This is a genomic window from Pandoraea pnomenusa (assembly GCF_040391475.1).
Lineage (GTDB): Bacteria > Pseudomonadota > Gammaproteobacteria > Burkholderiales > Burkholderiaceae > Pandoraea > Pandoraea pnomenusa_C.
The window spans coordinates 1-15,630 of the sequence record NZ_JBEBXS010000021.1 but is presented as its reverse complement, the minus strand read 5'-3'; the positions used below and the strand labels follow the sequence as shown (position 1 = coordinate 15,630).

Annotated in this window: 13 protein-coding genes; all 13 read right to left on the bottom strand. The window is 64.1% G+C overall.

Going from position 1 to position 15,630, the window contains the following annotated elements; genetic code table 11:
• Window positions 1–49 precede the first annotated feature (49 nt).
• Entirely contained in the window at window positions 50–1,825 is a 1,776-nt protein-coding gene (locus ABWO90_RS19370) for a methyl-accepting chemotaxis protein (protein ID WP_353192855.1), read from the bottom strand.
• A gap of 71 nt (window positions 1,826–1,896) precedes the next feature.
• On the bottom strand, window positions 1,897–4,248 hold the full coding sequence (locus ABWO90_RS19365) for a methyl-accepting chemotaxis protein (RefSeq protein WP_353192854.1): 2,352 nt from the start codon (window positions 4,246–4,248) through the stop codon (window positions 1,897–1,899).
• 36 nt (window positions 4,249–4,284) lie between these two features.
• A complete protein-coding gene (locus tag ABWO90_RS19360) occupies window positions 4,285–4,800 on the bottom strand; it encodes a chemotaxis protein CheW (protein ID WP_502922665.1) in 516 nt (171 codons plus the stop codon).
• Between the two features lie 17 nt (window positions 4,801–4,817).
• The gene (cheA, locus tag ABWO90_RS19355; RefSeq protein WP_353192853.1) at window positions 4,818–7,034 is read right to left on the bottom strand and encodes a chemotaxis protein CheA; all 2,217 of its coding nucleotides are present in this window, start codon (window positions 7,032–7,034) and stop codon (window positions 4,818–4,820) included.
• A 60-nt stretch (window positions 7,035–7,094) separates the two neighbouring features.
• On the bottom strand, window positions 7,095–7,478 hold the full coding sequence (locus ABWO90_RS19350) for a response regulator (RefSeq protein ID WP_353192852.1): 384 nt from the start codon (window positions 7,476–7,478) through the stop codon (window positions 7,095–7,097).
• Between the two features lie 17 nt (window positions 7,479–7,495).
• Window positions 7,496–8,494 (bottom strand): flagellar motor protein MotB, encoded by a 999-nt coding sequence (gene motB, locus ABWO90_RS19345; protein ID WP_353192851.1) that lies wholly within the window; start codon window positions 8,492–8,494, stop codon window positions 7,496–7,498.
• A 12-nt stretch (window positions 8,495–8,506) separates the two neighbouring features.
• Window positions 8,507–9,367 (bottom strand): flagellar motor stator protein MotA, encoded by an 861-nt coding sequence (gene motA / locus ABWO90_RS19340; RefSeq protein ID WP_023598342.1) that lies wholly within the window; start codon window positions 9,365–9,367, stop codon window positions 8,507–8,509.
• 119 nt (window positions 9,368–9,486) lie between these two features.
• A complete protein-coding gene (gene flhC, locus ABWO90_RS19335; RefSeq protein ID WP_353192850.1) occupies window positions 9,487–10,083 on the bottom strand; it encodes a flagellar transcriptional regulator FlhC in 597 nt (198 codons plus the stop codon).
• Window positions 10,084–10,149: 66 nt separating this feature from the next.
• Complete coding sequence (flhD, locus tag ABWO90_RS19330; RefSeq protein ID WP_023598340.1) at window positions 10,150–10,467, bottom strand: flagellar transcriptional regulator FlhD; 318 nt, start codon at window positions 10,465–10,467, stop codon at window positions 10,150–10,152.
• 482 nt (window positions 10,468–10,949) lie between these two features.
• The gene (locus ABWO90_RS19325; RefSeq protein ID WP_353192849.1) at window positions 10,950–12,161 is read right to left on the bottom strand and encodes a Bcr/CflA family multidrug efflux MFS transporter; all 1,212 of its coding nucleotides are present in this window, start codon (window positions 12,159–12,161) and stop codon (window positions 10,950–10,952) included.
• A gap of 141 nt (window positions 12,162–12,302) precedes the next feature.
• The gene (locus tag ABWO90_RS19320) at window positions 12,303–14,021 is read right to left on the bottom strand and encodes an AMP-binding protein (RefSeq protein WP_353192848.1); all 1,719 of its coding nucleotides are present in this window, start codon (window positions 14,019–14,021) and stop codon (window positions 12,303–12,305) included.
• Window positions 14,022–14,419: 398 nt separating this feature from the next.
• Window positions 14,420–14,836, bottom strand: a complete 417-nt coding sequence (locus tag ABWO90_RS19315; protein ID WP_353192847.1) for a F0F1 ATP synthase subunit epsilon — start codon at window positions 14,834–14,836, stop codon at window positions 14,420–14,422.
• Between the two features lie 147 nt (window positions 14,837–14,983).
• A partial coding sequence (locus ABWO90_RS19310) for an ATP synthase beta subunit C-terminal domain-containing protein (RefSeq protein WP_502922664.1) occupies window positions 14,984–15,630 on the bottom strand: 647 nt, incomplete at its 5' end.

Sequence of the window (15,630 nt, the reverse complement as noted above, 5' to 3'; positions counted from 1 at the left end):
GCATGCCTCGTTCCTATACGTTGCTGCTGACGATGCCGTGGCGTTCCGATCAGAACGTTTCCCAGTCGCCGTTGGCGTCGTCGGTGCCCGTGCGTGCGCTGGCCGCCGGGGCGGTCGCAGCCGGTGCCGGCTTGCGCAACGGGGCCGGTGCGGCCTTCGGCGCGGGCGCGCTCGGCGCGCTCGCGGCGGGTGCCGACACCTTCTTCACGGCCTGACGTGCCGCCTGGCGTGCCACCGGAAGCGCCGCCGCTGCCGGTACCGCACTCATGGCCGCCTGCGACGCGTCGAGACGGAACACCGAGACCACCGACTTCAGACGGTTGGCCTGCTCTTCGAGCGAGCCGGCCGCCGCTGCCGCTTCTTCCACCAGTGCCGCGTTCTGTTGCGTCACTTCGTCCATCTGCGTGATCGCACGGTTGACCTGCTCGATGCCGCCGGACTGCTCGGCCGACGCTGCCGAGATCTCGCCCATGATGTCCGTCACGCGTTTGACTGCCTGCACGATCTCGCCCATCGTCTGGCCTTGCTGGGCCACGAGTGCGGTGCCGTCCTGCACGCGACGTGCCGAATCTTCGATCAGTGCCTTGATTTCCTTGGCGGCAGCCGCGCTGCGTTGTGCCAGCGTGCGCACTTCGCCCGCCACCACCGCAAAACCACGACCTTGCTCGCCGGCGCGTGCGGCTTCCACCGCAGCATTCAGCGCGAGAATGTTCGTCTGGAACGCGATGCCGTCGATCACGCTGATGATGTCGACGATCTTGTTCGAGCTGCTGGAGATGCCTTCCATCGTCTCGCCGACCTGGCCCGAGACTTCCCCGCCACGCATGGCGATCTCGGAGGCGTTCACGGCGAGTTGGCTGGCCTGGCGCGCGTTGTCGGCGTTCTGCTTGACGGTTGCCGTGAGCTGTTCCATCGACGACGCGGTTTCTTCCAGCGACGCCGCCTGCTGTTCGGTACGTGCCGACAGGTCGGTGTTGCCCGCCGCGATCTGCTGTGCGGCCGAGGTGATCGACTCGGTGCCCGAGCGAACTTCCGCCACGGTGCGCACGAGGCTATCCTGCATGTGCTTCACGCCCTTGAACAGACGGCCGGTCTCGGTCTCGTTCCAGACGTCGATGCGTTGCGTGAGGTCGCCGCCCGCGATCTTCTCGAAGTGCTTGATGGCGTCGTCGATCGGGCCGACGATGGCGCGCGTAAGCGTGATCTGCGTGATAACGCCGACGATGAGGCCGAGGCCCAGGCCGATGCCGACCATCCACATCACCAGCGTGTAGCGGGCTTGTGCGGCCAGGAAGCGGTCTTCGGCGTTCTTGACCTGCAGGTCGGCCAGCGCGGTCATCGCCTTCGTGTAGTCGGCGAACAGTCGCGGCACGTCCATCACCGTCTTGGCGTGGAAGTCGGGGATGTCACCCGATTCGATGGCCGTGAGCGCGGGGAGAATGCCGTCGTTGGTGACCTTGCCACGCGCGGTAACGACCGCGTCGGCGAGTGCCTTTTCACCCTCGTTCATCGGCAGCGAGGCGTAGTTGGCCCACGACTCGTCGGCCTTCTTGAGGTTGGCGCGCACGCTGTCGATGGCCGTCTTGATCTCGGTCGGATCGGCGATGAACTCGATGCGCGACAGGGTCACGCGTGCACCGAGTGTCGAGATGGTGGTCTGGGCGAGCGAGCGCGCCGACGCCATGTCGTTCGAATAAATCTCCTGCAGCGAGGCGTTGCTCTGTCGCAACGACACGAGGCCCACAGCGGCGCCGATGACCAGCAGCACCATGAAAAGTCCAAGCGCCAGCGAGAGCCGCGCCCGGATGGTGACATTCTTAAACATAACGACCTCTACCCCGTGAAGACCGGCCAACGGCCGGCATGTCCATCCCAACTTTCTGAATCAACGAACCGTCAAAATTCTTCCCAATCGCCCGGGTCACTCGACTTCGCGCCCGACGTTGCCGCCGTTGCCACCGTCGCGCCGCCGGTCGGCGCCTTGCCGCGCCGTGCGGCCAACTGCAGAACCTGCGCGTCTTCCGGTGCGCTTGCCGCTGCCGGTGCCTGCGGGCGTCGTGTGGCCGTGCGCGTCGCGCCGCCGCCGGCACTTGCCCGCGCCGGTGCTGCGTTCGCGGCGTTCGACGCCGCGGCGGATGCCACCGCCGCCGACTGGCTCGCCTGACGGGTGACCGTGGCGGCCGACTTCGCCGACTTTGCCGACGATAGGGTCGCACCGGCCAGCTTGACGCTGTCGCCCACGCGGAACACCGACACGGCATCGCGCAAGCGATGCGCCTGATCTTCCAGCGACCCGGCGGCCGCAGCGGCCTCTTCCACGAGTGCCGCGTTCTGCTGCGTGACTTCGTCCATCTGCGTCACGGCACGGTTGACCTGTTCGATACCGCTCGACTGTTCGGCGGAGGCCGCCGAGATCTCGCCCATGATGTCGGTCACGCGCTGCACGGCCTGCACGATCTCGTCCATCGTCGAGCCCGCCTGCGCGACCAGCGCCGAGCCGTTTTCCACGCGCCCGACCGAGTCTTCGATGAGGACCTTGATTTCCTTGGCAGCGGCCGCGCTGCGCTGTGCCAGCGTGCGCACTTCGCCCGCCACCACCGCAAAGCCACGGCCCTGTTCGCCCGCGCGCGCCGCTTCCACGGCCGCGTTCAGTGCGAGGATGTTGGTCTGGAAGGCGATGCCTTCGATCACGCTGATGATGTCGACGATCTTGTGCGAGCTGGTCGAGATGCCCTGCATGGTGTCGACAACGTTACCGACCACCTGGCCGCCGCGTGCGGCAATCTCCGAGGCGTTCACGGCGAGCGTGCTGGCCTGCTTGGCGTTATCGGCGTTCTGCTTGACCGTCGCCGTCAGTTGCTCCATCGACGACGCGGTCTGTTCCAGCGACGCCGCCTGTTGTTCCGTGCGGGCCGACAGGTCGGTGTTGCCTGCGGCGATTTCGCGCGAGGCGACATTGATCGACTCGATGCCTTCGCGCACATCGGAGACGATCGACAGCAGGCTGTTCTTCATGACCGTCAGGCCGAACAGCAGTTGACCGATTTCGTCGCGTCCCGTGGATTCGGCCTTGCCAGTAAGATCGCCGGCGGCAATCTGCTTGGACATCGACAGCGCGACACGCAGCGGATGATTGATCGCTCGGCGCAGAATGCTGCCGAGCACGAACAGCACGAGGATGCCGCCAATCACCGCAATGCCCGTGGCCACGCGCACGACGGTGTGTTCCTTCTGCGCGCGCTGGTAGAGCTCGGTGGCCTGCGTGAGTTCCAGGCGCGTGAGCGCGTTCAACTCGTCGCGCATCGGCCCGTAGGCCGGCTTCACCTTCTCGAGATAGGTCTGTTGCGCACCCTCGGCCGAACCGGCACGCAGCATTTCGACCGTCTGCTGAAGGCCGTCGGTCGTGAAGCGCTGGCGAATCACGTTGAAGCGTTCGGCCTGCGCCTGCGTTGCCGGATCGACCGCCTTCATGTACTCCGCCCACTGGCGGTTGATGTCGTCGAGGCTACCGGCGATTTCGTCACCGGCGCGCTTCATGGCGTCCAGGTTCGGGCTGCCGACGGCTTCGGCCACGAGCAGTACGTCGCGGTCGAGCTTCTGACCGATGACGCCCAACGTGGCCACCGGCACCATGCCGTTCTGATACACCTTGAGCAGCTTGTCGTTACTGCTCGACACGCCCCACAGGCCGAGACCGCCCACCAGCGCGAGCAGGATCGCGCCGAGCACGATGATGCCCGTGAGCCGCGCACGCAGCGTGTCGATGCGGATCTTGCGCACCAGCGCGGCAATGCCGCCGCGCTCGACTTGTCCGCCGCGAATGCGAAGGTTGCCCGCCTGACCGTTGCGAAAACGCGCGTAGATCGCTTCGGCCTGTGACGTGGCGCCTGCCGCCGGACGCACACGCACGGACGTGTAGCCGACCACCGCGCCGTTATCGAGCGTCGGCGTGACGGTGGCCAACACCCAATAGAAATCACCATTCTTGCGGCGGTTCTTGACCAGCCCGGTCCACGTGTCGCCGCGCTTGATGGTGTCCCACAGATCGCCGAACGCCTCCGGCGGCATGTCCGGATGGCGCACGATATTGTGCGGCGCGCCCAGCAACTCTTCACGCGTATAGCCGCTCACCTCCACGAAGGCGGGATTGGCATACGTGATCCGCCCCTTGAGATCCGTTCGCGAGATCAGGTACTGATGCTCGCCGATGACGAATTCATTCTGGGTAACGGGCTGGTTATCGCGCACTTGCTCGGTCTCCGTGGATTTGTTGTTGGGTCGGAATTAGCTTGTCAGACGCTCGATGAGCGCCATGTCGGCGCTGGTCATCAGCTTTTCGATGTCCATCAGGATCAGCATGCGGCCTTCGACCGTACCCAGACCCGTGATGTATTCGGTGGCCAGTTGGGCGCCGAACTCGGGCGCAGGCTTGATTTCGCCGCGGGCGAGCGTGAGCACGTCGGACACGCCGTCGACCACCATGCCGACCACGCGACCGGCCACGTTCAGAATGATCACGACCGTCTGCGTGTCGTACTCGACGCGACCGAGACGGAACTTGATCCGCATGTCGACGATCGGCACGATGATGCCGCGCAGGTTGATCACGCCCTTGATGAAGTCCGGGGCGTTGGCGATGCGCGTCACGGCGTCGTAGCCGCGAATTTCCTGCACCTTCAGGATATCGATGCCGTACTCCTCTTCACCCAGCGTGAAGACGAGAAACTCCTGACCGTCGCCATCGGTCTGCATGGCGCCGCCCTGGCGCGACACGGCATGCTCTTGCGAAAGGTTGTCCATCTGACGCGTCTCCGACTTCAGTTGAAGATCGTGGCGGCGGCCGAGCGCTGGCCGCGCTGGAGCGCCGCCACGTCGACGATCAATGCCACACTGCCGTCACCCATGATGGTGGCGGCGGAAATACCGTGAATACGGCGGTAATTGGTTTCGAGGTTCTTCACCACGACCTGCTGCTGACCGACCAGCTCGTCGACGAGCAACGCGAAACGGCGGCCTTCGGCCTGCAGAATCACGATGATCCCCTGCGTCGGGTCGAGACGCGCTTCCGGCACATCGAACGCGCGGTACAGCTCGACGAGCGGCAGATATTCGCCGCGCACCAGCACGACCTGGCCTTCGCCGGTCACGGCGCGAATGTCGTCGCGACGCGGTTGCAGCGACTCCATCACGAAGTTCAGCGGCAGGATGAAGATCTCCGGGCCGACCTTGACGGACATGCCGTCGAGGATCGCCAGCGTGAGCGGCAGCACGATGCGGATCGTGGTGCCCTTGCCGCGCGTGGACAGAATCTCCACGTGGCCGCCCATCTGCTGGATGTTCCGCTTCACGACGTCCATGCCGACACCACGGCCCGACACGTCGGTCACCGCTTCGGCCGTGGAGAAGCCCGGCGCGAAGATCAGCTGCCAGACTTCCTCGTCCGGCATCGAGTCGGACACGTTCATGCCTTGCTGCTGCGCCTTGGCGAGAATCTTCTCGCGGCGCAGACCGCCACCGTCGTCGCTCACTTCGATGACGATGTTGCCGCCCTGGTGCGCGGCGGACAGCACGAGCTGGCCGACCGGGTCCTTGCCCGAGGCGACACGCAGTTCGGTCGTCTCGATGCCGTGATCGAGACTGTTGCGCACGAGGTGGGTGAGCGGATCGATGATGCGCTCGATCAGGCTCTTGTCGAGCTCGGTCGCCTGACCGAACGTGACGAGTTCGATCTGCTTGCCGAGCTTGCTGGCGAGATCGCGCACCAGACGCGGGAAGCGCGAGAACACGTAGTCCATCGGCATCATGCGAATGGACATCACGGCTTCCTGCAGATCGCGCGCGTTGCGCTCGAGCTGGCCCATGCCGTTGAACAGGCGGTCGTGCAGCATCGGATCGAGGCTGCTCGCGGTCTGCGCGAGCATGGCCTGCGTGATCACCAGTTCGCCCACGAGGTTGATGAGCTGGTCGACCTTTTCGACGCCCACGCGAATCGAGCTGTTTTCGTGACCGGCAGCGCCGCCGGCCGCTGCCGCAGCGCGCTTTTCGGGCGGATGCTGGGCGCCGTTGCCGCCACCGGCTTGCGCCGCAGGCGCAGCAGGCGGCACGACGATCGGTTCGGCGGCTGCGGGCGGGGCCACGGCTTCCGGCGCTGCCGCGACCGGTGCAACCGCAGCGGGCGGCACTTCGATCGGGGCCGACGCGGCCGGTACCGGGGCAAAGATTTCGGACGTCTGAACCGGTGCCGCAGGCACTTCGGCGGGCGCCGCCGGTGCAGCCGCGGCAGCCGCAGCTGCGGCGTCCTGCACGTCGATCTGTGACGGCTCGATCACGAAGCAGCACACGGCGAGAATGTCGTCGGCGCCGCAAGTGGTATCGAGCCACAGATGCAACACGTCCGCGGTCGACTGGCGGCCGGCGACCTGACCCAGGTTGCCCAGCTCTTCGGTGAGCAACGCCTGGTCCTTCTCGCCCACGCCGGTCAGCGTGACCTTGAGACGCGTCTGACCTGCCGGGACCGCACCGGTCGGTGCGCCGCTGGCGTCGGTAGCCGGGGCGTCGGCGGCGGCAGGCGCAGCGGGCGCTGCGGCTGCGGCTGCGGCCGGTGCTGCGGGCGCCGGCGTGACGGGCGCGGCGGAAACCGGCGCGCCGTCGCCTTCGGCCGCGAGTTGCTGGAGCACGGCGCAGATGCGCGTCATCGCCTCGACATCGGGTTCACTGGAGGCGCGGTAGGCATTCAACTGTTGATGCAACACGTCTTTGGTTTCCAGGAAGGTGTCGACCATCTCGGTGCGCAGCTGCAATTCGCCGCGACGGGCGCGGTCGAGCAGGTTTTCCAGCAGGTGAGTGGTCTCGGTGAGCGCGGTGAAGCCGAACGTCGCGGCGCCGCCCTTGATGGAGTGCGCAGCGCGGAAGATCGCGTTGAGCTGCTCGTTATCGGGAGCGCTCACGTCGAGCGCGAGCAGAAGGTGCTCCATCTCTGCGAGCAACTCTTCCGCTTCATCGAAAAAGGTCTGGTAGAACTGGGTGATATCCACCGGTTTCCTCGTCCTAACTTGGTTGTGCCATCGACGCCATCGTCGTGATCCGCGCCGACGTCATGCGTCTGCGCCGACGAGCGACCCGACGACGTCGACCAGTGCTTCGGGGTCGACCGGCTTGATCAGCCAGCCGCTGGCGCCCGCCTCGCGGGCCGCCGTCTTGTATGCGCCGTCGACTTCGGTGGTCAGCACCAGAATCGGGGTCTCGGCGAAGGTGTCGAGCTCGCGCAGTGCGCGAATGAGCGACAGCCCGTCCATGCCGGGCATGTGTTGGTCCGTGAGCACCAGATCGAACGCCGCGTTCGACGCCAGCGCCAGCGCTTCCTGCCCGTCGCGGGCGGTCGTCACGGCGTAGCCGGCTTCGTCGAGCGTGGCCGACAGGATCTGACGCATCGACGCGGAATCGTCGACGGCGAGAATCGTGTTGCGATGAGCCTGCATGCGTCTCCTCTTGTCGGTTATCGCGCTGCCGGTGCCACCGGTGCCGCAGGCGGCGCGGGTGGCGTTGGCAACCCCGGAATGGCGGGCAGCGTACCGTTGATCGCGGCATTCACCGCGTCGCTTCCTGCGCCGCGTGCGTTCGCGGCGTCGATTGTCGGTTGATCGCCCTCATGCTTGACCGACTGCTCGGCGCGGCGGTTGAGCACGATGATGCTGATACGACGATTGATCGGGTTGAATGCGTTGTCGCGGTCGAGCGGCACGGTCGACGCCAGCCCCACCACGCGCAGCACCTTCTCGCCGTCGAGTCCGCCCGCGATCAGTTCGCGTCGCGAGGCGTTCGCACGATCGGCCGAGAGTTCCCAGTTGCTGTAGCTCTTGTCGCCCTGCGCGTACGCCGTGGCGTCGGTGTGACCCGACAGGCTGATGCGGTTGGGCACGTCGTTGAGCGACTTGCCGATTTCGCGCAGGATGTCGCGCATGTACGGCTGCACCTGCGCGCTCGCGTTGGCGAACATCGGGCGGTTCTGGTCGTCGACGATCTGGATACGCAGACCTTCCGTCGTCACGTCGATCAGCAACTGCTTGCGGAATTGCCGCAGCGTGGGGTTATTCTCGATGGCCTTCTCGATGCGCGCCTTGAGTTCGCGCAAACGCTGCGCATCGGCACGCTCGGCCATCTCGGCCGAACTCGCCTGACGACTCTTGATCTGTTCGCCGCGTGCTTTCTGACCGTCGGTGCGGGTGGTGTCGGTACCCCCGCCCGGAATCACGCCGCTGTTGTCCGCCGCGTTACGTCCGCCCATCAGCGCGACCGCCAGCGGTGTGCGGAAGTATTCGGCAATGCCCGTCAGTTCCTTGCTGCTCACGGAGCTGAGCAGCCACATCAGCAGGAAGAACGCCATCATGGCCGTCATGAAGTCGGCGTACGCAATCTTCCACGCGCCGCCGTGATGGCCATGTCCGCCGGCTTTGCGGCGTTTGACGATAATGGGCCGCTCTTCTTTCTCGCTCATTGCTGCCGCCCGTCAACGTGCCTTGACCTGTCGCACGTGCTCTTCGAGCTCGGCGAACGACGGGCGTACCGTGGAGTACAGCACCTTGCGGCCGAATTCGACCGAGAGTGCCGGTGCATAACCGTTCAGGCTCGCCAGAAGCGTGACCTTGATGCACTCGTAGAGCTTCACCGACTCATTGATGCGGTGCTCGATCAACTGGGCGAGCGGCGAGATGAAGCCGTACGCGAGCAGAATGCCGAGGAACGTGCCCACGAGCGCTTGCGCGATCAGGGCGCCCAGGACGGCCGGCGGCTGGTCGGCCGATGCCATCGTGTGTACCACGCCCATCACGGCCGCCACGATACCGAAGGCCGGCATGGCGTCGCCCGTCTTCTGGAGACAGTGCGCGGGCACTTCGCCCTCATGACGGTACGTTTCGATTTCGTGATCCATGAGGTTCTCGATCTCGAACGCATTCATGTTGCCGCTGACCATCAGGCGCAGATAGTCGGTGAGGAATTCCATGATGCGCGGCTCGCCGAGAATGCGCGGGTACTGCGAGAACACCGGGCTCGAGGCCGGGTCTTCCACATCCCCTTCGATGGCGAGCATGCCGTCTTTGCGCGCTTTTGCGAGCAGAACGTACAGGAGCGCCATGAGCTCCATGTACAGCTCTTTCGTGTATTTCGAGCCCTTGAACAGCATCGGCAGCGCTTTCATCGTCGCCTTGATCGCCTTGCTGTTGTTGCCCACCACGAACGAGCCCACGCCCGCACCGCCGATGATCAGCAGTTCGGTCGGCTGAAACAGCGCGCCCAAGTGGCCACCGCCGATGACGAAACCGCCAAAGACCGATGCCAGAACGATGATGTAACCAATGACGACGAGCACTGCCGGATACCTCTCGCAAAAATACGTCTACGGAAAATTGTCCTTCCTGTTCAGAGGGCTTAACGGCAGACAAGCAGGGAAACTGTAGGGGGTGCGACCTCGTGACAAACCCGCCCTTTTCAGGCGGCCAACGGTGAAATGTCGGTATCCGGCGCGCTCGAACCCACGGCCGGCGCCAGATCGGCGGCGTGCGCGTGTTTGGCTTTCCGGGTCTTACCGGCACGCGACGGCGGCGCGCACAGGCCACAAACGTACTGGCCATGCGGTTCGTGGGCGTGCGTGACGAAATGACCGCCGCATCGCGTGCAAGGCGTCATTTGCAGCATCTTGCTGTCGAAGAAACGCACGAGGGTCCACGCACGCGTGAACCCGAGCACCGCTTCCCAACCGTGCAGTTCCACATGCTCCAGGTACAGGCGGTAGGCCTTCACGATGGCTTCGATGCCCTGGCAGCCGCCGTATTGCACAAGGTGACGGTAGATGTTGTGGAAAAGCGACGAATGGACGTTCGGCAGCCACGTCACGAACCAGTCGGTCGAGAACGGCAGCATGCCCTTGGGCGGCGAAGCACCCTTGAGTTCTTTGTAGAGTTTGATGAGCCGGTCACGGCTCAGGCTCGTTTCCGCTTCCAGCAACTGAAGGCGGGCGCCGAGTTCGATCAACTCGATGGCCAGCTGGATCTCGCGGGCCTCGAGGACGACGCTTTTGGTACGCATGGTCAGGCTTCCTGGCAAGTCACACGAAGCGCCACCCGCTGGGGCGGCGTAGCGTGCGTCGCGAACTTAACCGATCTGCTCGACGGGCTGGCCCGCCAAGAGAATCGAAGCGTGAGACTGCTGCATACCGACGTCTTTCGCACCGTGCGTGAGGCTCGAGAGAATCACGTGGTCGTCGAATCGAAATCGGCACAGAAGCTGGTTCGACCCCGCAAACTTGACGAGTTGAGCCAGTGTGAGACTGCCGAGCACGTCGGCCAGTTGGTCGCTGATCCCAAGGCGGAACATTGCCGCCGCACGATCCTCACGGATCAGGCGCTGAGCCAGGACAAGGTAGGAGAGATTCAACTCACGAATCTCGTTCAGTGTTTCGCTGTTTCGCATGCGGCCCCCCGGCGCAATGGATGAATCTTGCGGTACTACTGTCTATTCCCTCGCATTGTGGACAAGGGCGAAAGATAAAGAAATCGGAGAAAAACTACAGAGGGAGGCGAGAAAAGCGGAAGTTTTTTGTAGGAGTTTTTCCTACATGCGGGGGACAAGCGCTCCCGTCGATGCGTTCAGGGCGAACGATCGGTTTCGAACGCGTGACGCTTCATGAAATTGTCACGAAGCTACGCTCTACTACTTGACTGTATTTCGGCGGGGTTCTGCCGAACTTTAGCCATCCTTGCAAAAAATTTCGCTGGGGGGCGTTGCAAGACCTGGTTGGATCGTACTTTGCCTATTACGTAGGCAGCGGGACAGCGCAATTACAAACTGTTACAGATGTAGTCGCGCTCACCGAATTCAGGGTTTGGAAGGAAACTTCGGGCTTCAGTTCCCGACGTTCGGGTTCGACCGGGTGTCGAACCTTCGAAATCGCGTCAGGCCGCGCCGGACGCGGGCGCCGAGGGCGTTGCCGCCCGGCGGATCAGCACGGTATGGAAGCACCACGACAGGGCGCCGCACACGGCCATGACAGCGGCCATCGGCACCGCCGAGCGCGCATGTAACAACCCTACGGCCGCACCGGCACTCGCCGCAGCAAGGAATTGCAGCGCGCCGAGCAGTGCCGACGCTGCGCCCGCCCGGTGGTGCTGCCGATTGAGGGCCTCGGCTATGGCGTTCGGCTGGGAGAAGCCCAGACTCGTGACGTAAGCGAAGAGCGGCACCATCAACATCACCAGCCCGCCGACACCCAGCGCCGCCACCGCCAACATCACCAGACCGAGAATCGCCACCAGATTGTTGGTACGACGCAACACATCGGCCGGGCGACGGGTGCGCAGCAGGTAGGCGTTGATCTGCGACCCGCCGATGATGCCGCAGGCGTTCAGGCCGAACAGCCAACCGTAATGCGCCGGATCGACACCATAGAGATTGATGAACACGAACGGCGAGCCCGTGATGTAGGCGAACATGCCCGCCTGCGCCACGCCACCTGCCAGCGCGTTGCCCATGAACTCGCGATCACGCAGCAGCGCGCCGTAGTTGTGCCACGCCGTGGTCAGCCAGTTGCGTGCCTGTTTGGCGGCCTGACGCGTCTCCGGCAACCAGTACACGGTCATCGCGAAGCACAGGGCCCCGAACACCGTCAGGCCCCAGAAGATCCAGCGCCAGCCCACGAACATCAGGACCTGCCCACCGATGAGCGGCGCGAGAATCGGCGCGGCGCCCATGATCAGCGTCATGCGCGAAAGCACGCGCGCCACGGTGCTCGTATCGAAGAGGTCGCGCGCCATTGCGCGGGCGATCACGAAGCAGGCGCAGCCGCCAACCGCCTGAATGAAGCGGCTGACGATGAGTGTTTCGATGTTGGGGGCGAGCGCACAACCGGCGGACGCCAGTGTGTAGAGTGCCAGTCCGGCGTAGAGCGGACGCTTGCGTCCGTAGCGGTCGGCCAGCGGGCCGTGCAGCAGTTGGCCGAGCCCCAGCCCAATGAAGAACGATGCCAGCGAGAACTGCGCCGCCGCGTCGGTCGTGTTCAGTTCCCGGGCGATGCTGGGCAGCGCAGGCAGATACATGTCGATCGACAGCGAGCCGATGGCTGACAGAACGCCGAGAATGAAAACCGTGCGGAACGTATGGGATGGCATGGGACGAAACCTAGGGTAATCCCGAATGATACGGCATTGCCCCCGGCTCCGCTCAAAAAATAAGCAGCCGCTCCCCCGACGTCACCCCGTATCGGGGGGGCGTCCGCCCTGCCCTGACCGGACCTGCGGTCGACGCTTCGATCAGGCCGTTTTCGCCTCCGAGAGCCCCAGCGATTCGACCATCTGCTCGCGCATGATGAACTTCTGCACCTTGCCCGTCACCGTCATCGGCATTTCGTCGACGAAACGGATGTAGCGCGGAATCTTGTAGTGCGCGATCTGATCCTTGCAGAAGTCACGGATGTCGTCTTCCGTCGCGTGCTGGCCCGGCTTGAGGACGATCCAGGCGCAAACCTCCTCGCCGTACTTCGCATCGGGTACGCCGAAGACCTGCACGGCCTGCACTTTCGGATGACGGAACAGGAATTCCTCGATCTCGCGCGGATAGATGTTCTCGCCGCCGCGAATGAGCATGTCCTTCACACGACCGACGATGTTGCAGTAGCCGTCCTCGTCGAGCGTGGCCAGATCACCGGTGTGCATCCAGCCGTCACGGATCGCCTCGCGCGTGCGCGGTTCGTCGTCCCAGTAACCCTGCATGACCGAGTAGCCCTTCGTGCAGAGTTCGCCCTTCTCGCCCACCGGTACGATCTCGCCAGCGGCGTCGACGAGCTTCACTTCGAGGTGCGGCTGCACGCGCCCGACCGTGGTCACGCGCTTTTCGAGCGGGTCGGTCGTGGTGGTCTGGAACGACACCGGACTCGTCTCCGTCATGCCATAGGCAATCGTGACTTCGCTCATGTGCATCTCGCTGATCACGCGCTTCATCGTCTCGATGGGGCATGGCGAGCCGGCCATGATGCCGGTGCGCAACGTGTCGAAGTGATAGTTGCCGAAGTCCGGATGATCGAGTTGTGCGATGAACATGGTCGGCACGCCGTGCAGCGCGGTGCAGCTCTCCTCCGACACGGCGGCCATGGTCGCCTTCGGGTCGAACGCTTCGCCCGGGAACACCATCGTCGCGCCGGTCGACACACAGGCGAGCACCGCCAGCACCATGCCGAAGCAGTGATAAAACGGCACCGGAATGCACAGGCTGTCGTGCTCGGAGAAGCGCATGGCCATCGCAATGAAGCGGCCGTTGTTCACGATGTTGTGGTGCGTCAGCGTGGCGCCCTTGGGGCTGCCGGTCGTTCCGCTGGTGAACTGGACGTTGATCGGGTCGAAGCAATCGAGCGCGTCGGAGATGGCGCGCAACGTGTCGAGGTCGGCGTCGGCGCCGAGGGTCACGACGTCGCTGTAATTCATCATGCCGGGCGTTACGCCATGGCCCATGCGAATCACGGTGCGCAGGGTCGGCAACGTCGCCGATTGCAGTTGTCCCGGCTTGCAGGTGGCCAGCTCCGGGGCCAGCACGCCGAGCATCTCGAGATAGCGCGAAGACTTGAACGACTCCGCCGCCACGAGCGCCTTGCAACCGACTTTGTTGATCGCGTATTCGAGTTCGGCCAGACGATAGGCCGGGTTGATGTTGACCAGCACCAGCCCCACGCGGGCGGTCGCGAATTGCGTCACCAGCCATTCAACGCGGTTCGGTGACCAGATGCCCACGCGGTCGCCCTTCTTCAGCCCCAGCGCAATGAGCCCGGCGGCAAACGTGTCGACATGGGCGATGAACTCACGCCAGGTCCAGTCCACGCCCTGCTCGCGAAACACCACCGCCTGCCGTTCGGGAAACCTGGTCGCCGTTTCGGCAAGCAATCCGAACACCGTCAATGTCGAAAGCGGTACGGAGGTATCACCCTTCACATACGACAATCCATTACGAGGTACAACGCCCGCACCTTCCCGGCTTTCCATGCTTTGTCTCCTGAAGCAATGCTGAAGTGGCGAAATGCTGTCACGCGGCACTAGCGTCGGTCGGCAGCCCGACTGTCGATCGATCGCACTCGTGACACGTATGGCACGAACGACACGATGGCAGGCGCTTCGACTTAACAATAGCGCGTCACGTTGGGTTGACGTTTACGTTAACGTAATTCGAGTGACGAAACGAGTGGGGATGGCCCTGAGTCGGGCGGACGGAAAGGGTTGCCGGGACTGGCGCCGCAGACGCCGGACAAAACAAAAGCCCCACGCATCGAAATGCATGGGGCTTTCTATCGTCACGCGTTGGCAGGCATCCGGGGACACCCGCCGCACTTCGATGCGCGTCGCGTATTGCGTTGGCCGCGAAGCCGCCGCAATCGCGTGCGGAATTACTTCGTCTTGCGCAGCTTCTGGATCGCAGCGAGTTGCGCGATCGCTTCGGCCAGTTCGGCCTGAGCGGTTGCGTACTCGATGTTCGATTCCTTGTTCGACAGTGCTTCTTCGGCACGGCGCTTGGCTTCGGCGGCTTTCGCTTCGTCCAGGTCCTTGCCGCGAATGGCGGTGTCGGCGAGCACGGTCACCGTGCCCGGTTGCACTTCGAGAATGCCGCCGGCCACGAAGACGAAGTCCTCGTTACCTGCTTCATCTTCGATGCGCACGGCGCCCGGCTTGATACGCGTGATCAGCGGCGTGTGGCCGGGCAGAATGCCCAGCTCGCCGGCTTCGCCCGGCAGCGCCACAAAGCGCGCCTTACCCGAGAAGATTTCCTCTTCCGCGCTGACGACGTCTACGTGAATGGTTGCCATAATCGCTCCCGTTGAGTGTGATGAAGCGGCAGGCGCGCCAGTCCGGACGTTGCCGTCCTCGCTTCGCTACCCCGCCCCGCAACAGTCACCTGCCGGGATACGGTGACGTCTCTCGCGAGACCTCGCCGTCGCCCGACACTCAACCGTTTACTGCATCTTCTTGGCTTTTTCGAACGCTTCGTCGATCGTGCCAACCATGTAGAACGCCTGCTCCGGCAGGTGGTCGCACTCACCGTCGACGATCATCTTGAAGCCGCGGATCGTTTCCTTGAGCGGAACGTACTTGCCCGGCGAGCCCGTGAACACTTCTGCCACGTGGAACGGCTGCGACAGGAAACGCTGGATCTTACGCGCGCGGGCCACGGCGAGCTTGTCGTCCGGCGACAGTTCGTCCATACCCAGAATCGCGATAATGTCGCGCAGTTCCTTGTAACGCTGCAGCGTCGATTGCACGCGACGGGTCACCGTGTAGTGCTCTTCGCCAATCACGTTCGGGTCGATCTGACGCGAGGTCGAGTCGAGCGGATCGACGGCCGGGTAGATACCCAGCGAGGCGATGTCACGCGACAGCACGACGGTGGCGTCCAAGTGGCCGAAGGTGGTTGCCGGCGACGGGTCGGTCAAGTCATCGGCAGGCACGTACACGGCTTGCACCGACGTGATCGAGCCGGTCTTGGTCGACGTAATACGCTCTTGCAGCTTGCCCATTTCTTCAGCCAGCGTCGGCTGATAGCCCACGGCCGACGGCATACGGCCGAGCAGTGCCGACACTTCGGTACCGGCCAGCGTGAAAC